A 20,802-nucleotide genomic window follows, 5' to 3' on the forward strand; every position below is an offset into this window, starting at 1 on the left:
GCCCTCCCGGCGGTCCCGGCACCTGAGTCGGGATCTGCTCAAGTCCCCCTGTATCAGGAATGAGTAGGCCGGCTCCTGTTGCCGTGACGACTGTGACGACGTCCGCGCGGGACGCGAGGACACCCGAACCGCCTTGGCCGTTCACCGGCCGCGCGGACGAACTGGAGCTGGTGCGCCGGTCGCTGGCCGCCGGACGGAGCGGCATGGTGGTGACGGGGCCGGCGGGCCGGGGCAAGACCCGGCTCGTGACGGAGGCCGCCCGCGGCACGGACTGCGTCCGCGTGGCCGGTACGCCCGACACCCGCGGCGTCCCCTTCGCCGCCTTCGCCCCTGTGCTGCCCGAGACCGTCACCCTGCACCGGGCCGTACGCCTCCTGTCCGGCGCGCGCCTGCTGCTGGTCGACGACGCGCACCTGCTCGACGACGCCTCCGCCGCGCTCGTGCACCAGCTCGCGGTACAGGGCCGCACCCGGCTCCTGGTCGTCGCCACCGAGGGCGCCCCGGTGCCCCGCGCGGTGTCCCGGCTGTGGACCGGCGAGCTGCTGCCCCGGCTCGCCCTGGGACCGCTGCCCCGCGAGGAGACGGCCCAACTGCTCACGGCCGGCGCGGGCTGCGCGCTGGACCCGCTGACCGCCGGCCGGCTGCACCGCCTGTGCCGGGGAGACCTGCGGCTGCTGCGCGAACTGCTGACCGCCGTACGGGAACGCGGACTGCTCACCCCGGTCGCCGGCACGGACGTGCGGGCGTGGCGGGGCCCGGTGCCGGTCACCCCGGCCGTGCGCGAACGTGCCGCGCACCTGCTCGACCGCGCCCGCCCCGAGGATCGCGAGACGCTCGACCGCCTCGCCTTCGCCGAGCCCCTGTCCCTCGGCCCGGACACCCTCGACGTACGCACCCTGGAGCGGCTGGAGACGGAGGGGCTGGTCCGCGTCGACGACGACGGCGCCATCCGGCTCGCCCACCCCCTGCACGGGCCCGTGCTGCGCGCCGCGGCCGGCCGGCTGCGGGCCCGCAGGCTGACCGGCGCCCCGGACCGGTGCGGCCCCGCCCTGGCGGCGGAGACCAGCGCCCTGAACCGCCGGATCGAACGGGCCGACGTACGGGACTCGTGGGCGCCCGTGGGGGAGTGGCTGGTCGCGGAAGGGGTCCCGGTGCCCGCGGGGGACGCGGCCGTGCGCGCACGCTTCGCCCGGCTGCGCGGCCGGCTCCGCGAGGCGGCGGCCTGGGCCCGCGAGGGCCTGCGGCAGGACGCCGAGGACCCGCGGTGCCTGACCGAACTCGCCCTCGCGGCGGCCCAGTCGGGCGAAGCGACGGTGACCGGCGGGCCGAGGCGGGCCGGGGCCGTCGATGCCCGGCCGCCCGAGCGGGGGACCGGCACCGGCCCCTCCCGCCCCGGGCCCGCGGGGACCGGCGACCGGGGCGGCGCCGTGGCCGCCTGGACGGCCGCCGTCCGCGGTGACCTCGACGGTGCCGTCCGCGCGGCCGGCGACGGGGACCCCTACGACGCCGTACGGCTCGGCGCCCCGGAACGGGCGGCCGGCCGGCTGACCGGAGTCTTCGCCGCGCACGCCGACGCCCTCGCCCGCGGCGACGGACCGGCCCTGGACCGGGTGGCCGGAGAACTGGAGCGGCGCGGCTTCCTGCTCTTCGCCGCCGAGGCGCACGCCCAGGCCGTACGCGCCCACCGCGACCCGCGCGCCGCCCGTACCGCCCGCACCCGCGCCGTCGCCCTCGCCCGGCGCTGCGAGGGCGCCCGCACCCCCGCCCTGTCCGCCCTGGTGCTCGGCGAACTCACCGCCCGGCAGCGGCAGATCGTCACGCTCGCCGCCACCGGACTGAGCAACCGCCAGATCGCGGAGCGGCTCACCCTCTCCGTACGCACCGTCGGCAACCATCTCTACGGCGCCTACACCCGCCTCGGCGCCGGCGACCGAGGGGCCCTGCCCTGGCTGGTGGACCTGCCCGAGACGCGCCCCGCCTGACGCGCAGCGCGGCGCCGTCCCGGCCCTTCGCCGCGTCGGGCGGCCCACGACGCCGCGCTGTCAGGCGGCCCCGAACGCCGAGAACGCCCACCCCGTGGCCTGGTGCACCGCGTCGCCCGGCAGCGCGGCCCGCGCGTCGCGCAGCGCCTCCGCCAGGGACAGCCCGGCGTCCAGCCCCTTGTGCAGCGCGAGCATCAACGGCACCACCGCGGCGTCGTTGACCGGGGCGCTGCACGCCACCACCCCGGCGGTGCCGAGCGGCAGCAGCGCGGTGACCAGCCCGAGCAGCTCGTCGGCGCCGACGGACGCGAAGCGGGCGGTTTCGCAGCAGGACAGGATGATCCGGTACGGGCTGCGGTCCAGGCGCTCGAAGTCGTGCACGATCAGCGGACCGTCGGCCATCCGCAGCGACGAGAACAGCGGACTGTCCGCACGGAAGGTGCCGTGCGCGGCGATGTGCGCCAGCGCGGCCCCGTCCAGCTCCCGCAGCACCAGCGGCACCCGCGCCCCCTCCTCCTCCAGCACGACCGGCACACCGTGCCCCTTGGCGCGCCCTTGCGGAACACCCGCCCGCCACGGCCCCTCCGCCCCGTCCCCGTACCGGCCCGCCAGCTCCGTCACCTCCGCCCCGCGGCTCGCCAGCCCCGGCCCGCGCACCAGGACCCGGCGGCCCCCGGCGGGCGGCTCCGTCTCGCGGGCGCGCAGCCAACTGCTCGCCGACGGCGACACGCTCAGCACCCGCTCCCGCAGCGCGGGCAGCAGCGCCCACGGCACCCGGTGCAGCCGCCCCGGCGGCACGATCACCACCGGCCCGGAGCCCAGGTGCGCCGCCGCCGGACCGAGCAGCAGCTCCTGGAGGCGCACCCCCGCGGCCTCCACCACCGGCAGCCGCGCCTCCGCGCCCGGATGCGCCAGCCGCCGCAGCCCCGCCTGCACGTACTCGGCCTCCCGCTCCGCCTCGGCCAGCGGCCCGGCCGCGAACCGCCGCACCCGCCCCTGCCCGCACAGCAGCACGTGCACCCGGCCGTCGAGCACGGCCAGCTCCACGAGTCGCACGTCGTCACCGAGGCGCCCCAGCAGCCGGTCCACGTCGAACCGGTCGCCGTCCCCGGCCGCCTCGCCCCGCATGTGCAGGGTGCGGGAACGGATCTCCCGTTCCAGACGCCGCTGCTCCCGCTCCAGCGCGGGCACGGGCCGCCCGCCGTCCAGCCGGGCCTCCTGCGCACGGGCGGCGATCTCCCGGTACGCCGTCATGCCGCTCAGCAGCGCCGGGTCGGCCGGCGGCCGGGCGGGAGGCGTCGCCAGGACCGTCGCCCGCCACCGCTCGCTCCACACCAGCAGCCGCCGCGGCCCGCCCGACACCAGGCTCGCCCGCTGTGCCATCGCCGCGAGCTCCGCGCCCTGCGCGGTGGCCCGGGCCCGCAGTTCCGACGCGCCCAACGTCATCCGGTGATCGTCCAGGACGTCCAGTCCCCGCCGGCAGGCCTCCAGCACGCCCCGCGTCGACCCGGCCGCCCGGGCCCGCAGGGCCTGCGCCGCCCAGCCCGTCATCCGCGCCAGCGGCGGCCCGCTGCGGCGGCTGCGCGCGGCGACGGCCAGATGCCGTTCCGCGTCCGCCGTCCAGCCCAGCTCCAGCGCGATCCGGCCCGCCAGCAGCGACGCCTCCGGCGCGGCCGGCGCCCCGAACGCGGCCAGCCGCTCCGCGACCTCCGCGGCGTCCGCGACCAGCCGGCCCGAGGCCCGCCCCGCCGCGACGCGCGCCTCGATCAGCACCAGCCGGGCGTGCGTCTCGTACCAGGTGCGCCGCTGCGCGGCGAACAGCCGTACCGCGAGCGCCGCGCGCGCGATCGCGGTCTGCGTGTCGTCCGCCGGCCGCGCCGCCCGCGCGGCGACCAGCAGCAGCTCCGCCTTGCGCGTGGACTGCCCGCCGATGCCGTCCAGCGCGGTGATCGCCGCGTCCGCCTCGGCCAGCGCCTCCCGCGCCAGCCCCGCCGCCAGCAAGACCTCGCAGCGCCGGATGGTGAGCATGAACGTCGGCGTGCCCAGCTTGGCGTACCGCTCCTCCGCCTCGTCCAGCAGCCGCAGCGCCGCCGGCACGTCACCGGACCGGAACGCCGCGAGCCCCCGGCTCTCCACCGCGTCGGCCTTGTCGTGCTCCTGGCCGGTCGTGTCCCACAGCGCCTCCGCCGCCGCGAAGTCCGCCTCCGCCCGCTCCACCGCGCCCAGCGCCAGGTGCACGGTCGCCCGCAGCGTCAGCGCCCGCGCCGTCCAGATCACGTCCTCCGCCTGCCGCAGCACCGGGATCGCCCGCCGTACGTCCTCCAGCGCCTCGCCGTGCCGGCCCAGCACCCACCACACGTACGCCCGCCGGTACAGCACCCGCGCCCTGGTGTGCCCGGTGCCGCGGGCCACGCCGCGCTCGAACGCGGCCAGGCCCTCCCGGGTGCGCCCCGCGTGCACGAGCGCCACCCCGAGCGTGGCCAGCACGTCCGCCTCCCGCTCGGCCGAGTCCGCCCGGGCCGCGAGATCGCGGGCGCGCCGCAGATGGGCCAGCGCCCGCCGCATGTCGCCGAAGTCCCGCTGCCAGATGCCGATCACCTGGTGGGCGACCGAGGCGTGCAGCGGCGACGGGTCGGCTTCGAGCACCTCTCCCGCGCGCTCCAGTGCCTCGTTGGGGGCGGCGAACACCATCGGCAGCAGCCGGAGAACCGAGTCGTTTCCCGCTGTCACCCCACGGATGGTAGTGGTCCGCAACCACGTCCCACAGGTTCGAGTCTGTATCAATCGACCGCCCCCGGACTCTGATTGACGACCGTCCGGCGACCGCCGTCACCACAGCCGCCTCAGTGGAGGACCCCGCATGGCACCACAGCGATTCCGCGAGCAGTTCGACCAGATCCAGCGCTCGATGCCGGGCGTTCCGCTGGCGATGGGGCCGGACGACTCCGCCGAGTTCTTCTACGAGAAGGGTGTCGTCCTCGCCCGCGACGGCGAAGAGGCCCGCCTGGTCGAGGACACCGTGCGCGAGCACTTCACGACGTTCGCCGGTCTCGCCCCGGACCAGGTGCGCCGGGCCGGCCCGGAGACCAACCGCACCGGCATCACCCGCATCAGGGTCGGCGACCCCGGCGAGGGCGACCGCGACGGCGACCCCACCGTCGCGGGCGCGCTGCGCTCGCTGAGGGCGGTGGAGGGCCGCGCGGGCCGCCGGCTGATCAGCCGCAACCACGTTGTCTCCATCGCCGTGAACGCCTGCCCCGGCGACGAGCCCGTGCCCGTCCCGGTCGGCGAACCCCCGAACCCGGCGCCGGCCGCCACGCCGTACGACGCGGACACCGCCGTCGGCGTCCTGGTCGTCGACACCGGCCTGATGCACGACTACCGCTCCTGCCCGCTGCTGCTCCACACCGACGGCGACGCCCAGATCAGGGAGTGCGACGACGACGGGGTCCTCCAGCAGTACGTCGGCCACGGAACGTTCATCGCCGGACTGGTCGCCGCCGTCGCCCCCAACACCGACGTGACCGTGCGGGGCACCCTCAACGACGCGGGGGCCATCCTGGAGTCCGAGTTCGGCGAGAAGCTCTTCGAGGCGGTCGACCAGGGCGGCTGGCCCGACATCCTCAGCCTCTCTGCGGGCACCTCCAACGGCCGCACCGACGGCCTGCTCGGCCTCCAGGCCTTCATGGAGGAACTGCGCGACCAGCGCACCCTGCTGGTCGCCGCCGCCGGCAACAACGCCAGCGCCACCCCCTTCTGGCCGGCCGCCTACGCCGACCTGCCCGGCTGGGAGAACTCGGTCCTGTCGGTCGGCGCGCTGCGCGCCGACGGCGAGTTCGGCGCCTGCTTCAGCAACCACGGCGGCTGGGTCAAGGCGTACGCCCCCGGTGAGCGCCTCACCAGCGCCCTCACCGGCTTCGGCACGCCGGTGCCGTACGTCTACCAGCACTCCACCTACGACGCCTGCCGGTTCGGTTTCGGCTACGCCTGCACCTGCCAGTACCCGCGGCACAACGGGGTGCTCAGCGAACCGGGCGACGCGCCGGCCAAGCCGGACCAGGTGATGTTCGAGGGGCACGCCCAGTGGAGCGGCACTTCCTTCGCCACTCCCGTCGTCGCGGGCATGATCGCCTCGTACATGACGGAGGGCAAGGAGACCGACCCCCGCGCGGCACGCAGGCAACTCCTCGCCGCCAACACCGGGTTCGCCGAGGTGCGCGGCGCGCACGTACCGGCGCTCCTGCCGCCCACCTGGCGTCCGGGCCCGGTCGAACCGCCGCCCGCCCCCGGACGGTGAGCGGCGCGATGCCGGGCGGAAGGGCCCCCTCCGCGGCGTACGATGGCGTGTCGTACACGAGGGGTGGGGCCGTGGACCGTGCAGATGTCGGGGTGCTCGTCCGGTCGGCCGCCGACGGGGACGCGGCGGCCTGGAAGTCACTGGTGGACGGGCTGGGGCCGCTGGTGTGGTCCGTCGTGCGGGCGCACGGGCTGTCCGACGCCGACGCGCACGAGGTGTACCAGACCGCCTGGTTCCGGTTCGCCCAGAACCTGGGGCGCATCCGTGAGCCGGAGAAGACGGGTTCCTGGCTGGCGAGCACCGCCCGCCACGAGTGCCTGAAGCTGCTCAAGGCGTCGAGTCGCTGGACGCCGACGGACGACCCGCAGTTGCTCGACCGGCCGAGCGAGGACCGTACGCCGGAGGAGTCGGTGCTCGACTCCGAGGAGGCCGCCGAGCAGACCGAACGCGTCAGGCGGCTGTGGCAGGAGTTCGAGGAACTGGGCGAGCGGTGCCGCCAGTTGCTGAGGGTGCTGATCTCCTCGCCGCCGCCCAGTTATCAGGAGGTGTCCGCCGCGCTGGGAATCGCGGTGGGCAGCATCGGGCCCATGCGCCAGCGCTGTCTGCGCCGGCTGCGGACCCGCTTGGAGGCACGGGGGACGACATCATGAGCGATCGGCACGACGCCCGCGACGACTACGGCGACTTCGGCGACGGGCGGTCCGAGGAGGTGTTCACGGACGGCGAGCTGGAGTCGGGGCTGCTGGAGGAGGAACTGCGGCAGGCCGCGGCGATCCTCGACCCGGTCCCGGCCGAGCTGCGACGGATCGCCGTCGACGCCTACGCGCTGCACGACGTGGAGGCACGCGTCGCCGAGCTGACCTTCGACTCGCTGGTCGACGCCATCCCGGTGAGGGGCGAGACGGACCCGCCGCGGATGCTGACGTTCCGCGCCGACGAGGTGATCGTCGACGTGGAGGTGACCTCCGACGGGCTGTTCGGCCAGGTGCTCCCGCCGGGCCCGGCCGGGATCGAGGTGCTCAGCGGGCCGCGCGCCCACGCACGGCTGACGGCGGACGACATGGGCCGCTTCACCGGCGACGCCCCGCCCTCCGGCCCGTTCGCCCTGCGGCTGCGGACCGGCGGAGAGGTGCTCGTCACGGAGTGGCTGAGGGCCTGACCGGCGCTCGGCCCGGCGGGGCGGGCCCGTCCCGGTCCGTCCGGGCCGACGGCGGGCCGTTCCCGCGCCCGGCGCCGCGGGGACACCGGCGGGGGGGACCGGCGGCCGGCGCGGCGGCTCCTGCAGGCTCTCAGCGCGAGACGGCGTCGACCAGCTCCGCCAGCGCCCCGGCGAGCCGCGAGATCCCCGGCCCGGCCGGACCGCCCGGCTCCGTCATGTAGGTGTCCCGGCGTATCTCCACCATCAGCGCGGCGACCTCCGCCCGCTTCCCGTAGAAGTCCAGCGGCACGTACGTCCCGCTGAACGGGCTGTCCAGGCCGGTCTCCCCGCACGGGGCGAACGCCTCGCGGGCCGCGGCGAGCAGTGCGGGCGGGGTGTGGAAGGCGTCCGTGCCCAGGCAGACCGGCGGGCGCGGGCCCGCGCCGTGCAGCTCGTAGGGCAGCGGCTCGGCGGGGTAGGAGTGCACGTCGATGACGACGGCCCGTCCGGTGGCGGCGAGCCGGTCGGCGACCGCGTCCGTCATCGCCCGCGCGTACGGCCGGAAGTACCGCTCGATCAGCGGTTCCGGATCGGTGCCGTCGGCCCGGAGCACCTCGCGGTGCGTGGTCCGGGTGTAGACGGCGCCCATGCCGACGGCCGCCATCTCCTCCCGCTCGTCCGGGAACCGCTCCGGGTCCACCACCAGCCGCGACGCCCGGTTCACGAACCGCCAGGGCGTGAGTCCGGCCAGTCCGGCCGCCGCCTCGGCGATCTCGGCCGTGTGCGCGTCGGTGATGTGGTCGAGCTCCCTCTCCAGCGCCGCGTCGTCCAGGACGATGCCGGGGCGGACCTCGGCGGGTATCTCCCGCGAGGAGTGCGGGACATGGAGGATGACGGGGGAGGTGCCGGCGCCGGGCAGCAGCGCGAAGGACGGTGGTGCGGCAGGGGTCATGGATGCTCTCTCGGTCCGCGGACGATGTGACACCGTGATCGTGCACCATGCCACTGACAACGCCCCCGGACGCCCTAGCCCAGGAGCTCCCGCACCAGCGCGCCGACCTGCTCCGTCTCGATCAGGAACCCGTCGTGCCCGTACGGCGACCCGATCACCCGGAGCCGGTCGGCACCCGGTATCAGCGCGGCCAGCTCGGCCTGCTGGGACAGCGGATACAGCCGGTCCGAGTCCACACCCGCCACCAGCGTCCGGGCGCTCACCCCGCCCAGCGCGGCCCGCACCCCGCCCCGGCCGCGGCCGACGTCGTGGGCGTTCATCGCCTCGCACAGCACGACGTAACTGCCCGCGTCGAACCGGCGCACCAGCTTCGCCGCGTGATGGTCGAGGTACGACTCCACCTGGTACCGGCCGCCGCGCCACGGGTGCTCGTCGCCCTGCGGCGCCCGGCCGAAGCGGAGCGCCAGCTCCGGTTCGCTGCGGTAGGTGAGGTGCGCGAGACGGCGGGCCAGAGCGAGGCCGGCGACCGGGCCGCGGCCGGTGCCGTGGTAGTCGCCGCCGTACCAGTGGGGGTCGTCCCGGACGGCGCGCACCTGGACGCCGGCCCAGGCGATCTGCTCCGCGCTCGCCGCCGCCGCGGTGGCCAGCAACAGGAGCGACTCCGTGCGCCCGGGGTGGGACACCGCCCACTCCAGCGCCCGCATCCCGCCCATCGACCCGCCGACCACCAGCGCCCACCGCTGGACGCCCAGCGCGTCGGCGAGCCGGACCTCGGCCGCGACCTGGTCCCGCTGGGTCAGGAAGGGGAAGGCGCCGCCCCAGCGCCGCCGCCCGCCGGGCCGCGGCGAGGCCGGGCCCGTACTGCCCTGGCAGCCGCCCAGCACGTTCGGCGCGACGACGAACCAGCGGTCGGTGTCCAGGGCCAGCCCGGGCCCGACCAGCCCGTCCCACCAGCCCGGCGACGGATGCCCCGGCTCCACGGGCCCGGCGACATGGCTGTCCCCGGTGAGCGCGTGCAGCACCAGCACCGCGTTGGAACGGTCCGGTGCCGGTCGCCCCCACGTCTCGAACGCCAGCCGCACGCCGGGCAGTTCACCGCCCGCTTCCAGCGGCAGCGGATCGGGCGCCGCGTACCACTGCCGCCGCCCGGGCGGGTCCCCCTCCCGCCAGGCCCCGGAGGCCGGCGGGAGGGGGACGGTCGTGCCGGGCCCGGCGGGGGCGGCGCTCAGGACGCGCCCTTGGCCGCGCGGAAACCGGCCTCCAGGTCGGCCTTGAGGTCGGCGAGGTTCTCGGTGCCGACGGACAGCCGCACCAGGCCCGGCGTGGCTCCCGTCGCCGTCGCCTGCTCCTCGTCGAGCTGACTGTGGGTCGTGGACGCCGGGTGGATGATCAGACTGCGTACGTCCCCGATGTTGGCCAGATGGCTGAACAGCTCCACGCCGTCCACGAACCGGCGGCCCGCCTCGATCCCGTCCCGCAGCTCGAAGGAGACGATCGCGCCCGCCCCGCGCGGCAGGTACGTCCGCCCCGCCTCGTACCACGGGCTGGACGTCAGGCCCGGGTAGTGGACGGCGGCGACCTCGTCACGGCTTTCAAGCCACTCGGCGAGGGCCAGTGCGTTGGCGGAGTGCCGTTCGATGCGCAGGCTCAGCGTCTCCACCCCTTGCAGCAGCAGGAACGCGGAGTGCGGGGAGAGCGCCGGGCCCAGGTCGCGCAGCAACTGCACGCGCAGCTTCACGGCGTAGGCGCCGGGGCCGAGCGCGGGCCAGTAGCGCAGGCCGTGGTAGCTGGGGTCGGGCTCGGTGAAGCCGGCGAACCGGTCGGGGTGCGCGCCGAAGTCGAACGTGCCGCCGTCCACGACCACGCCGCCGATGGTCGTGCCGTGCCCGCCGAGGAACTTGGTCGCCGAGTGCACCACGACGTCCGCGCCGTGCTCGATCGGCCGCAGCAGATAGGGCGTCGGCACGGTGTTGTCCACGATCAGCGGTACGCCCGCCGCGTGGGCGGCGTCGGCCACCGTGCGGATGTCGAGGACGTCGCCGCGCGGGTTGCCCAGCGACTCGGCGAACAGCGCCTTGGTCGTGGGCCGGACCGCGGCCCGCCAGGCCCGCGGGTCCGCCGGGTCGTCGACGAAGGACACCTCGACACCGAGCCGGGGCAGGGTGTGCTTGAAGAGGTTGTAGGTGCCGCCGTACAGCGAGGTGCTGGAGACGATGTGGTCGCCGGCTCCCGCCAGCGTCAGGATCGCCAGCGTCTGCGCGGCCTGCCCGGAGGAGAGAGCGACGGCCGAGACACCGCCCTCCAGCGAGGCGATCCGCTGCTCGAGGACGTCCTGGGTGGGGTTGTGGATGCGGGTGTAGATGTTCCCCGGCTCCGCCAGCGAGAACAGGTCGGCCGCGTGCCGGGTGTCGCGGAAGACGAACGACGACGTCTGGTAGATCGGCGTCGCGCGGGCGCCGGTCGTCGGGTCGGGCACGGCTCCGGCGTGGATCTGCCGGGTCTCGAACGACCAGGCCGAGGCGGCGGAGGCCGGGGCCTCCTCGGGGGTGTGACCTGCGGTGACGGCGTCGACGGGCTGGCTCATGGCGCGTGTGCTCCTCGTGCGGAGTGGCGAGTGGGGAGTGCGGAGTGGGGAGTGAAGGTGCGTGCCGGCGCGTACGGGCGCGCCTGCGCGTGCATGTACGGGTGTTCGGGTCCGCGGGCGTCGGCGTGGGCGAGGGCGTCTTCGTGCGCGCCGGCGCACGCCTGGCACGCGGCAGCCGGCGTCGGACGCCGCGGGGAAGGGCGTCGGAGACGACGCCGGAAGAGGGGGCCGAAGGCCGGTGCGTCAGCCCGCGGCGCGACAGCCGGTGGTGGTGACGCGCGCGAGGTCGATGTGGCGGCGGGTCACGAGCACGGTCATGGCACGAGGTAAGCACACGAGGGCCGGGGCGGAACAGCGATGCGCCGGACGCGACACGGAGCGTTCACGAACGGCTCCTGGGCCCCGGAAAAGGGCTTCGCCCCGGCCGGGCGGAGCGCCGGAGCCGGGGCGAAGCGGGAGGTGTGTCCCTGGGGGACGGAGCGTCAGCTCAGGGAGGCGAGCGCCTCGTTCCAGGTGGCCGACGGGCGCATGACCGCGGCGGCCTTGGCCGGGTCGGGCTGGTAGTAGCCGCCGATCTCGGCCGGCTTGCCCTGGACGGAGTTCAGCTCGTCCACGATCTTCTGCTCGTTGGCGGCGAGCGTCTCGGCGAGCGGGGCGAAGGCCTTGGCCAGGTCCGCGTCGTCGGTCTGCTTGGCCAGCTCCTGCGCCCAGTACAGGGAGAGGTAGAAGTGGCTGCCGCGGTTGTCGATGCCGCCGACGCGACGGGTCGGGGACTTGTCCTCGTCGAGGAAGGTCGCCGTGGCGCGGTCGAGGGTGTCGGCGAGGACCTTGGCGCTGCCGTTGCCGGTGGCCGCCGCGTACTGCTCCAGGGACGGCACCAGGGCGAAGAACTCGCCCAGGGAGTCCCAGCGCAGGTAGTTCTCCTTGACGAGCTGCTGGACGTGCTTCGGCGCGGAGCCGCCGGCGCCCGTCTCGAACAGGCCGCCGCCCGCCATCAGCGGGACGACCGACAGCATCTTGGCGCTGGTGCCCAGCTCCAGGATCGGGAACAGGTCGGTCAGGTAGTCGCGCAGCACGTTGCCGGTGACGGAGATGGTGTTCTCACCGCGGCGGATGCGCTCCACCGACAGCTTCGTCGCCTCGATGGGGGACAGGATCCGGATGTCCAGGCCCTCGGTGTCGTGCTCCGGCAGGTACTGCTCGACCTTGGCGATCAGGTTGGCGTCGTGGGCGCGGCCCTCGTCCAGCCAGAAGACGGCAGGGTCGCCGGTGGCGCGGGCGCGGGTGACCGCCAGCTTGACCCAGTCGCGGATCGGGGCGTCCTTGGTCTGGCAGGCGCGGAAGATGTCGCCCGCGGAGACCGTCTGCTCCAGGACGGTGACGCCGTTCTGGTCGACCAGGCGGACCGTGCCCGTGGTGGGGATCTCGAAGGTCTTGTCGTGGCTGCCGTACTCCTCGGCCTTCTGCGCCATGAGGCCGACGTTCGGGACCGAGCCCATCGTGGAGGGGTCGTAGGCGCCGTTGGCGCGGCAGTCCTCGATGACGGCCTGGTACACGCCGGCGTAGGAGGAGTCCGGAAGGACGGCGAGGGTGTCGTGCTCCTGGCCGTCCGCGCCCCACATGTGGCCGGAGGTGCGGATCATGGCCGGCATGGAGGCGTCGACGATGACGTCGGAGGGCACGTGCAGGTTGGTGATGCCCTTGTCGGAGTCGACCATCGCCAGCTCGGGGCCCTCGGCGAGCTCGGCGTCGAAGGAGGCCTTGATCTCGGCGCCCTCGGGCAGGGACTCCAGGCCCTTGTAGATGCCGCCCAGGCCGTCGTTCGGGGTGAGGCCGGCCTTGGCGAGCACGTCGCCGTACTGCGCGAAGGTCTTCGGGAAGAAGGCGCGGACCACGTGGCCGAAGATGATCGGGTCGGAGACCTTCATCATCGTGGCCTTCAGGTGCACGGAGAACAGGACGCCCTCGGCCTTGGCGCGGGCGACCTGCGCGGTCAGGAACTCGCGCAGCGCGGCGACGCGCATCACCGAGGCGTCGACGACCTCGTCCTTCTTCACCGGTACGGACTCGCGCAGCACCGTGGTGGTGCCGTCGTCGCCGGTCAGCTCGATCCGCAGCGTGCCGTCCTCGGCGATCACGACGGACTTCTCGGTGGAGCGGAAGTCGTTCTCGCCCATGGTGGCGACGTTGGTCTTGGACTCGGGGGTCCAGGCGCCCATGCGGTGCGGGTGGGTCTTGGCGTAGTTCTTCACCGAGGCGGGGGCGCGGCGGTCGGAGTTGCCCTCGCGCAGGACCGGGTTGACCGCGGAGCCCTTGACCTTGTCGTAGCGGGCGCGGACGTCGCGCTCCTCGTCGGTCTTCGGGTCGTCCGGGTAGTCGGGCAGCGCGTAGCCCTGGCCCTGCAGCTCGGCGATCGCGGCCTTGAGCTGGGGGATGGACGCCGAGATGTTCGGCAGCTTGATGATGTTGGCGGCGGGCGTCTTGGCCAGCTCGCCCAGCTCGGCGAGGGCGTCCGGGATGCGCTGGTCCTCGGTGAGGTACTCCGGGAACAGCGCGATGATCCGGCCGGCCAGCGAGATGTCCCGGGTCTCCACGGAGACACCCGCCTGAGAGGCGTACGCCCGGACCACGGGCAGGAACGAGTACGTCGCCAGGGCCGGGGCCTCGTCAGTGTGTGTGTAGATGATGGTCGAGTCAGTCACCGGGTGCTCCGCTCCACGTCTGCAACATTGCTCGACATCAAGATATCTCCTGATCGTGCTCGGCTCGACAGGGGTCGTGCGGAGAATCCGGCCGAACCGGCCGCGCGACCCCTGTGCGCCGGGGGACCGGTCAGGCGGACGGCACGGTGTCCTCGCCCGCCCGCTGCTGCGGGATCACCACGGTTCCCTGCTGGAGCGCGACCGTGCGGGCGGGCGCCGGGATCCGGATGCCCTCCTCGCGGTAGCGCTTGTGCAGGCGCTTGATGAACTCGTGCTTGATCCGGTACTGGTCGCTGAACTCGCCGACGCCGAGGATCACGGTGAAACCGATCCGCGAGTCGCCGAAGGTGTGGAAGCGCACCGCCGGCTCGTGCTCCGGCACCGCCCCGGTGATCTCCGTCATGACCTCCGAGACGACCTCCGTCGTGACCCGCTCCACGTGCTCCAGATCACTGTCGTAGGAGACGCCCGCCTGCACCAGGATGGTCAGCCGCTGCTCGGGGCGCATGAAATTGGTCATGTTCGTCTTGGCGAGCTGGCCGTTGGGGATCACGACCAGGTTGTTGGAGAGGGCGCGGACGGTGGTCTGCCGCCAGTTGATGTCCTCGACGTAGCCCTCCTCGCCGCTGCTGAGCTTGATGTAGTCGCCCGGCTGCACGGTCTTCGACGCCAGGATGTGGATGCCCGCGAAGAGGTTGGCGAGCGTGTCCTGCAACGCCAGGGCGACGGCCAGACCGCCCACGCCGAGGGCGGTGAGCATCGGCGCGATGGAGATGCCCAGCGTCTGGAGCACCACCAGGAAGCCGATCGCCAGCACCAGCACCCGGGTGATGTTGACGAAGATCGTCGCCGACCCCGCCACGCCGGAACGCGACGTCGTCACCGTCCTCACCAGCCCGGCGATCACCCGGGCCGCCGACACCGTCACGACGAAGATCAGCAGGACGGTCAGGACCTGGTTGACGTTGTGCTGCACCGTCCGCGTCAGCGGCAGCGCCGCCGCCGCGCCCGCCACGCCGCCCGAGACCGCGGCCCACGGCACCACCGTGCGCAGCGCCTTCACGATCACGTCGTCGCCGCTCCAGCGCGTGCGCTCCGCGTGCCGTCCCAGCCAGCGCAGCAGCATGCGCAGCAGGAAGGCGCCCAGCAGACCGGCGGCCAGCGCGATGCCCGCGGCCACCAGGTGGTCCACGGTGAGGTCGCCCGTCATCTGTCACCTCCGAAGGGCACGGCGCCGGCGAAGCCCCGCGCCGACGGCCGTATGTGATTACTCGTCACTGTCACCTGCTCGATTCCGTGATGTGCGATCGCACCGGCTCGCAAGGCGGTTCGACCGGTGCGAGGGCTCATCCTGCCGCATCCACCGGTGCCCTTCGCACCCACGGGGCGTCGGCCCCCGCTCCGGGCCCGGAGCGGCTCGTTGCCGGCGGGCGGTCACGCGGGCGCCGCCCTCGCCGCACCCGCCCGCGCACCGGCACGGCCGGCGTCACCGCCCCCGGCGGCAGCGGCAGCGGCACCGTGACGGCGCGGAAGGCGAGGGCCACCGCCGTGGCGCCCGCCGCCGGGCGCCGCGCACCACCCGCGGATGGTCGACGCCCGGACGGGGGCTCGCGCGACGCCGGCCCCTGTCCCTTGACCTCAATGAAGCTCGAGGTTCTACCGTCACGGCATGAGCATGGAGACCACGGCCTGGACCCAGTTGCACAGCGTGATGAACGCCGAGCAGGAACGCCGCCCCTTCGACCCCGCCACCCTGCGCCGCATCGGCGCCTTCGCCCGCCCGCACCGCCGCCGCATCGCCCGCTTCGTCCTCCTCGGCGTGGCGACCGCGCTGCTCGCCGTCGCCACCCCCGTACTGGCCGGACGGGTCGTCGACGCGATCGTGACCGGCGGCGACGAGGGCACCGTCGTCCGCCTGGCCCTGCTGATCGCGCTCATCGCGGTCGCGGAGGCGGGGCTCGGGATCTACTCCCGCAGACTCTCGGCGACGCTGGGGGAGGGCCTCATCCTCGATCTGCGCACCGCCGTCTTCGACCACGTGCAGCGCATGCCGGTCGCGTTCTTCACCCGCACCCGCACGGGAGCCCTCGTCTCCCGTCTCAACAACGACGTCATCGGCGCCCAGCGCGCCTTCAGCAACACCCTGTCCGGCGTGGTCAGCAACCTGGTCACCCTGCTGCTGACCCTCGCCGTCATGCTCACCCTGTCCTGGCAGATCACCCTGATCGCCCTCGTGCTGCTGCCGGTGTTCGTCGTCCCCGCCCGGCGCATGGGGCGCCGCATGGCCCGTATGCAGCGCGAGGCCGCCGCGCTCAACGCCGCCATGGGCACCCGGATGACCGAGCGCTTCTCGGCGCCCGGCGCCACGCTGATCAAGCTGTTCGGCCGCCCCGAGGAGGAGTCGGCCGAGTTCGCGGCCCGCGCCCGCCGCGTCGCCGACATCGGGGTCCGCACCGCCACCGCCCAGGCCGCCTTCATCACCGCGCTCACCCTGGTCTCCGCCCTCGCCCTGGCCGTCGTCTACGGCCTCGGCGGCTGGTTCGCCCTGCGCGGCACCCTCGACCCCGGCGCCGTCGTCGCCCTCGCGTTGCTCCTGACCCGCCTGTACGCGCCGCTCACCGCGCTCGCCGGGGCCCGCGTCGAGGTGATGAGCGCCCTCGTCAGCTTCGAGCGGGTCTTCGAGGTGCTGGACCTGACGCCGCTCATCGACGAGAAGCCCGACGCCCGCCCGGTTCCCGACGGCCCGGTCGCCGTGGAGTTCGACGACGTACGCTTCGGCTACCCCTCCGCCGACAAGGTCTCCCTCGCCTCCCTCGAAGAGGTCGCCTCCCTGGACACGCGCGGCGGCGACGAGGTCCTGCACGGTCTCTCCTTCCGTGCCGAACCCGGCCAGACGGTGGCGCTCGTCGGCTCCTCCGGCGCCGGCAAGTCGACCATCGCCCAGCTCCTGCCGCGCCTGTACGACACCGACGCCGGCGCCGTGCGGATCGGCGGCGTCGACGTGCGCGACCTGACCGCGCGGTCACTGCGCGACACCCTCGGCATGGTCACCCAGGACGGCCACCTCTTCCACGACACGGTCCGTGCCAACCTGCTGCTGGCCCGTCCCGAGGCCACCGGGGCCGAGCTGTGGGACGCGCTGCGCCGCGCCCGCCTCGACGACCTCGTACGGTCCCTGCCCGACGGCCTCGACACCGTGGTCGGCGAGCGCGGCTACCGGCTCTCCGGCGGCGAACGCCAGCGCATGACCATCGCCCGCCTGCTGCTGGCCCGCCAGCGCGTCGTCATCCTCGACGAGGCCACCGCGCACCTCGACAACACCTCCGAGGCGGCCGTGCAGGAGGCCCTCGCGGAGGCCCTGGAGGGCAGGACGGCCATCGTGATCGCCCACCGGCTCTCCACCGTCCGGGCGGCCGACCAGATCCTGGTGGTCGAGGCCGGCCGCATCGTGGAACGCGGCACCCACGACGAACTCCTCGCCGCGGACGGCCGCTACGCCGAACTGCACCGCACGCAGTTCGCCCCGCCGCAGGTCGAGAAGGCGGCGTAGCGGGCCGGGGTCAGGGCGGGCCGGGCGTCCCCGTCCGCGCGGGCAGGTCCTGCTCGGCCCACACCACCTTGCCGTCGGCGGTGCGGCACGAACCCCAGCGCCGGCACAGCAGGTTGATCAGTTGCAGCCCGCGTCCGCTCTCGTCGTTCACGTCGGCGTGCTGGATCTGCGGCAGGTCCGGCCCGGAGTCGGACACCTCCACCGACAGCCGCTCGTGCCGCAGCAGCCGCAGCTCACCGGGGGCGTTCCCGTACCGCAGGGCGTTGCCGACCAGCTCGCTGACCACCAGCTCCGTGGTGTCGACCAGGTCCTCCAGCCCCCACGTGACGAGCTGCTCGCGCACCGCGGCGCGGGCCTGCCCGGCGGCCTTGCCGTCCGGCGGCAGGGCGCGCACGTACGCGTCGCCCTCGGGGCCGAGCGGCCGGGTGGCCGCGACGAGCACGATCGCGTCGTCGGACCGGTCCGCGCCGACGCGCTCGGTGATCGCCCGGCACACCGTGCCGTCCTCGGGCACACCGTCGCCGACGGCCGCGCGCAGCCGTTCGAGCTGGGTGCCGAGGCCGGCGGTGCGCGAGCGGACCAGCCCGTCCGTGAACAGCGTCAGCCGTCCCTTCCCGGGGACCGGACAGTCGACCGGGTCGTACGGGATCACGCCGGCCCCGAGCGGGGCGCCGACGGGCACGTCCAGGAAGGAGGCGACGCCGTCCGGCCCGGTCAGCAGGGGCGGCGGGTGCCCGGCGCTGGCGATGCGGAAGCTGCCGGCGCACGGGTCGTAGACCGCGCACAGCAAGGTGGCGACCTGGTCCTCCTCCAGGTCGCGGGCGGCCAGGTCCAGCCGGGCCAGCAGCCGCTCGGGCGCGATGTCGAGCGCCATCAGGGTGCGGGCCACCGTGCGCAGCCGCCCCATGGTCGCGGCGGCGGCCAGCCCGCGCCCCATCACGTCCCCCACCATCAGGGCGGTACGGCCGCTGGGCAGCGCGACGACGTCGAACCAGTCGCCGCCCACCGCGGCGGGGTCGTCGGCCGGGGAGTAGCACGTGGACACGTCGAGGCCGGGCGTGCCGGGGCTGGTGCGGGGCAGCAGGGCCCGCTGGAGGGTGACCACGTGCTCGCGCTCGCGTCCGTACAGCCGGGCGTTGTCGATGCACAGGGCGGCCTGGGAGGCGAGGTCCATGGCCAGCGCCACGTCGGCGTCGGTGAACGGGGCGCGGCTGCCCACGCGGAGGAAGTCGGCGAGGCCCAGGAGCACCCCGCGGGCGATCAGCGGCACCGCCAGATAGGAGTGCACGCCGGCGCGGCGCATGAGGGCGGCGGCCTCCGGCGTGGGGGCGACGGCGTCGAAGTCCGACGGTGTCATCCGGGTCAGCAGCACCGGTTCCCGCGTGGTCAGACAGGTCTGCCCGAGCCGGTCGGCGGTGTGCACGGACAGCTCGCCCACCGGGTCGGGGGCCAGTTCCAGTCCCTCGACGTGGGAGACCGCCATGGCCCGCAGCTCGGGGGCACCGGGCCCCCGGGCCCGGTCGCCCTCCTGGAACCTGAGCACCGAGTCCAGCAGGTCCACCGCGGACGCGTCCGCCTGCTCGGGCACGGTGAAGTCGGAGAGTTCCTCCGCCGTGCGCCGGAGGTCGAGCGTGGTCCCGATGCGCAGCGCCGCCTCGTTCAGCCAGGCCAGCCGGTGGCGCGCGACCAGGGCGTCGGACAGGGGCCGCAGCGCGGCCCGCAGCGTGCGCCGCCCCCCGACGAGGGGGCGCGGAGGCCGTCGTGCTCCGCGCAGCCAGTGTCGTTCCCGCACGCGTCCTCCTCCCAGGGCCTCCAGGAACCGGTTCCGCCCCTCCGACCGCGCACCGCGCCCGTCCGGGGGCCGGAGGAAGCCGCTCTCCCGCGGCGGGAGGCTCCACCCGGGGACCCCCTTGTAGCACGCCTCGGCCGGACGCGGTCGGTTTGAGACGAAGTCGATACCCGGCAAACGGGATGTCGGGCGCGGGTCCGGCGAAAAGCTGCGGAGATCCGTGCCGCCCCCGAAGCGGGTGGCACCCGGCGGGCCGGTCAGGCGGGGGGATAGCCGCGTCGTGCCACCACGTCGTGGACGAGTCCGACGAAGGCACGTGCGGCGGCGCTGCGATAGGCGTGCGCACGGCTGAGGAGGGTGACCCTGCGTGCGGGCAGGGCGGGTTCGAGGGGCACGGGCCGCAAGTGGGGGTGGTCGTGGGTGACCGCGTCGGGCAGGACGGAGGCGAGGGGGGTGCGCTGGACGATCTCGATGAGGGCCTGGATGGAGTTGGCCTCCATCACGGTGCGCGGGGTGACGCCGTGCTGGGCGAAGTAGGCGTCGATGTGCCCGCGCGTGGCGAAGTCACCGCTGAGGAGGACGAGTTCCTGATCGGTGAGTTCGCGCAGGTCCAGCGGCGTCCTGCGCGAGGGGCCGGGCTCGGCGCGCACGACGAGGCCGAGGGTCTCCGTGTAGAGGCCGACCGCGTCGATGCCCTGCTGGTGGGCGCCGGCGAAGGCGATGCCGACGTCGATGTCGTCGCCCAGCAGGGCCGATTCGATGCTGTCCTGGGGCATCTCCCGCAGGGTGAGGGTGATTCCCGGGTGACGCTCGTGGAGCTCGGCGGCGAGCGGGCCGACGAGGTAGGCGGTGAAGGACGGCGTCACCGCGAGCCGCAGATGGCCGCGGGTGAGGTCCTGGACGTCCTGGAGGGCCCGTTCCCCCGCGGCCAGGTCGCGCAGCGCCCGTCGCGCGTACCGCACGTACGTCTCTCCGGCGTCGGTGAGCCGCACACTGCGGCCCGTCCGGTCCAGCAACTGCACCCCGAGCGTCCGCTCCAATTGCCTGACCTGCTGGGACAGGGTCGGCTGGGAGATGAACAGCTCCTCCGCGGCCCGGGTGAAGCTGCCCTGGTCGGCGACGGCGAGGAGATAGCGCAGGTGACGCAGTTCCACGGACACCGTGCAAATATACGGGCAGTCCCTGACCTTTCCGGCCGAGCCGGTACCGCCCGCCGCCCGCCGCCCGCCGCCCGCCGCGCGGCGGGCGGTGTGGCGCTTCAGGAGGTGGTGGGGGCGCCGGCGACGCGCCGCTCGCCGCCGTTGCGTTCCTGCCACAGCTTGTAGACGTCCACCGCGGCGTCGCGGGGCTCGTGGCGCATGGGCAGCCGGCGCTCGTCCCAGTTCTTGGCGAACTCGCCGTAGAACGAGTCGAGTTCGAAGTACTTGCGGTCGTCCACGTAGTGCGGCTCGTAGGCGTCGCGGGTGGTGAGGAAGACCACCTCGTCGGGCGAGCAGTAGTACAGCGCGCCGAGGCACATCGGGCAGGGGTGGGCCAGTACGTAGATCGTGGTCCCCACCAGGTGTTCGGTGCCGAGCCTCACGCATGCCTCGCGGATGGCGAGGACCTCGGCATGGGCGGTGGGGTCGTTGGTCTGGGCCACCTTGTTCGGGCTCTCCGCGAGGATCTCGCCGTCCTTGACGATGACGGTGGCGAAGGGCCGGCCGCCCTCGGTGACGTTGCGGCGGGCGAGATCGATCGTGCGCCGGACGAAGTCCATGTCGGCACTCCTTGGGGGGAAGGGGGGAACGTGGGGGCGCGCCGTGGGG

14 protein-coding genes are annotated in these 20,802 nt (G+C 74.5%); 5 read left to right on the top strand and 9 right to left on the bottom strand.

The annotated features are described in order from the left end of the window. The first annotated feature begins 59 nt into the window (after positions 1 to 59). Positions 60 to 1,982, top strand: a complete 1,923-nt coding sequence (locus ACH499_RS09915; protein WP_399014622.1) for a LuxR C-terminal-related transcriptional regulator — start codon at positions 60 to 62, stop codon at positions 1,980 to 1,982. Between the two features lie 60 nt (positions 1,983 to 2,042). Here ACH499_RS09915 and ACH499_RS09920 read toward each other — a convergent pair whose 3' ends face one another. Then, positions 2,043 to 4,673, bottom strand: a complete 2,631-nt coding sequence (locus tag ACH499_RS09920) for a CHAT domain-containing protein (protein WP_399014760.1) — start codon at positions 4,671 to 4,673, stop codon at positions 2,043 to 2,045. 169 nt (positions 4,674 to 4,842) lie between these two features. Here ACH499_RS09920 and ACH499_RS09925 point away from each other — a divergent pair, with 169 nt between their 5' ends. From ACH499_RS09925 to ACH499_RS09935, 3 genes are read left to right on the top strand one after another with little or no spacing between them, the layout of a single operon-like run. Then, positions 4,843 to 6,279 carry a S8/S53 family peptidase gene (locus tag ACH499_RS09925; protein ID WP_399014625.1) on the top strand — a complete coding sequence of 479 codons (1,437 nt, stop codon included), beginning with the start codon at positions 4,843 to 4,845 and terminating at the stop codon, positions 6,277 to 6,279. Between the two features lie 8 nt (positions 6,280 to 6,287). Beyond that, positions 6,288 to 6,929, top strand: a complete 642-nt coding sequence (locus ACH499_RS09930) for a sigma-70 family RNA polymerase sigma factor (protein WP_356204089.1) — start codon at positions 6,288 to 6,290, stop codon at positions 6,927 to 6,929. Beyond that, the gene (locus ACH499_RS09935; protein WP_399014627.1) at positions 6,926 to 7,438 is read left to right on the top strand and encodes a hypothetical protein; all 513 of its coding nucleotides are present in this window, start codon (positions 6,926 to 6,928) and stop codon (positions 7,436 to 7,438) included. Before ACH499_RS09930 ends, ACH499_RS09935 begins: the two co-directional genes overlap by 4 nt. 130 nt (positions 7,439 to 7,568) lie before the next feature. On the opposite strand, the gene ACH499_RS09940 is transcribed toward ACH499_RS09935, so the two are convergent. The 5 genes from ACH499_RS09940 to ACH499_RS09960 form a co-directional block, all read right to left on the bottom strand. Beyond that, positions 7,569 to 8,369 carry an N-formylglutamate amidohydrolase gene (locus ACH499_RS09940; protein WP_399014629.1) on the bottom strand — a complete coding sequence of 267 codons (801 nt, stop codon included), beginning with the start codon at positions 8,367 to 8,369 and terminating at the stop codon, positions 7,569 to 7,571. Positions 8,370 to 8,443: 74 nt separating this feature from the next. Next, positions 8,444 to 9,598: a homoserine O-acetyltransferase gene (locus ACH499_RS09945; RefSeq protein ID WP_399014762.1), complete on the bottom strand. Its 1,155-nt coding sequence runs from the start codon at positions 9,596 to 9,598 to the stop codon at positions 8,444 to 8,446. Continuing rightward, positions 9,595 to 10,953, bottom strand: a complete 1,359-nt coding sequence (locus ACH499_RS09950) for a bifunctional o-acetylhomoserine/o-acetylserine sulfhydrylase (protein WP_399014631.1) — start codon at positions 10,951 to 10,953, stop codon at positions 9,595 to 9,597. The genes ACH499_RS09945 and ACH499_RS09950 overlap by 4 nt, the downstream gene beginning before the upstream one ends. 482 nt (positions 10,954 to 11,435) lie before the next feature. After that, on the bottom strand, positions 11,436 to 13,655 hold the full coding sequence (locus ACH499_RS09955; RefSeq protein ID WP_399014633.1) for an NADP-dependent isocitrate dehydrogenase: 2,220 nt from the start codon (positions 13,653 to 13,655) through the stop codon (positions 11,436 to 11,438). Between the two features lie 130 nt (positions 13,656 to 13,785). Next, complete coding sequence (locus ACH499_RS09960; RefSeq protein ID WP_399014636.1) at positions 13,786 to 14,865, bottom strand: mechanosensitive ion channel family protein; 1,080 nt, start codon at positions 14,863 to 14,865, stop codon at positions 13,786 to 13,788. Positions 14,866 to 15,330: 465 nt separating this feature from the next. Here ACH499_RS09960 and ACH499_RS09965 point away from each other — a divergent pair, with 465 nt between their 5' ends. Next, the gene (locus ACH499_RS09965) at positions 15,331 to 17,205 is read left to right on the top strand and encodes an ABC transporter ATP-binding protein (RefSeq protein WP_399014764.1); all 1,875 of its coding nucleotides are present in this window, start codon (positions 15,331 to 15,333) and stop codon (positions 17,203 to 17,205) included. A gap of 10 nt (positions 17,206 to 17,215) precedes the next feature. Here ACH499_RS09965 and ACH499_RS09970 read toward each other — a convergent pair whose 3' ends face one another. From ACH499_RS09970 to ACH499_RS09980, 3 genes are all read right to left on the bottom strand, one after another. After that, positions 17,216 to 18,997, bottom strand: a complete 1,782-nt coding sequence (locus tag ACH499_RS09970) for a SpoIIE family protein phosphatase (protein ID WP_399014638.1) — start codon at positions 18,995 to 18,997, stop codon at positions 17,216 to 17,218. 254 nt (positions 18,998 to 19,251) lie between these two features. After that, on the bottom strand, positions 19,252 to 20,154 hold the full coding sequence (gene cynR, locus ACH499_RS09975; RefSeq protein WP_356204080.1) for a transcriptional regulator CynR: 903 nt from the start codon (positions 20,152 to 20,154) through the stop codon (positions 19,252 to 19,254). Positions 20,155 to 20,252: 98 nt separating this feature from the next. Continuing rightward, entirely contained in the window at positions 20,253 to 20,753 is a 501-nt protein-coding gene (locus ACH499_RS09980; protein ID WP_356204079.1) for a nucleoside deaminase, read from the bottom strand. Positions 20,754 to 20,802: the final 49 nt, after the last annotated feature.

This window comes from Streptomyces sp. NPDC018947 (assembly GCF_044390505.1).
In the GTDB taxonomy this organism is placed as follows: domain Bacteria; phylum Actinomycetota; class Actinomycetes; order Streptomycetales; family Streptomycetaceae; genus Streptomyces.

Coding starts and splice junctions, on each gene's coding strand:
- ACH499_RS09915 (WP_399014622.1), top strand. CDS start 60: ATGAGTAGGCCGGCTCCTGTTGCCGTGACGACTGTGACGACGTCCGCG.
- ACH499_RS09920 (WP_399014760.1), bottom strand. CDS start 4,673: ATGGTGTTCGCCGCCCCCAACGAGGCACTGGAGCGCGCGGGAGAGGTG.
- ACH499_RS09925 (WP_399014625.1), top strand. CDS start 4,843: ATGGCACCACAGCGATTCCGCGAGCAGTTCGACCAGATCCAGCGCTCG.
- ACH499_RS09930 (WP_356204089.1), top strand. CDS start 6,288: ATGCCGGGCGGAAGGGCCCCCTCCGCGGCGTACGATGGCGTGTCGTAC.
- ACH499_RS09935 (WP_399014627.1), top strand. CDS start 6,926: ATGAGCGATCGGCACGACGCCCGCGACGACTACGGCGACTTCGGCGAC.
- ACH499_RS09940 (WP_399014629.1), bottom strand. CDS start 8,369: ATGACCCCTGCCGCACCACCGTCCTTCGCGCTGCTGCCCGGCGCCGGC.
- ACH499_RS09950 (WP_399014631.1), bottom strand. CDS start 10,953: ATGAGCCAGCCCGTCGACGCCGTCACCGCAGGTCACACCCCCGAGGAG.
- ACH499_RS09960 (WP_399014636.1), bottom strand. CDS start 14,865: ATGACGGGCGACCTCACCGTGGACCACCTGGTGGCCGCGGGCATCGCG.
- ACH499_RS09965 (WP_399014764.1), top strand. CDS start 15,331: ATGGAGACCACGGCCTGGACCCAGTTGCACAGCGTGATGAACGCCGAG.
- ACH499_RS09980 (WP_356204079.1), bottom strand. CDS start 20,753: ATGGACTTCGTCCGGCGCACGATCGATCTCGCCCGCCGCAACGTCACC.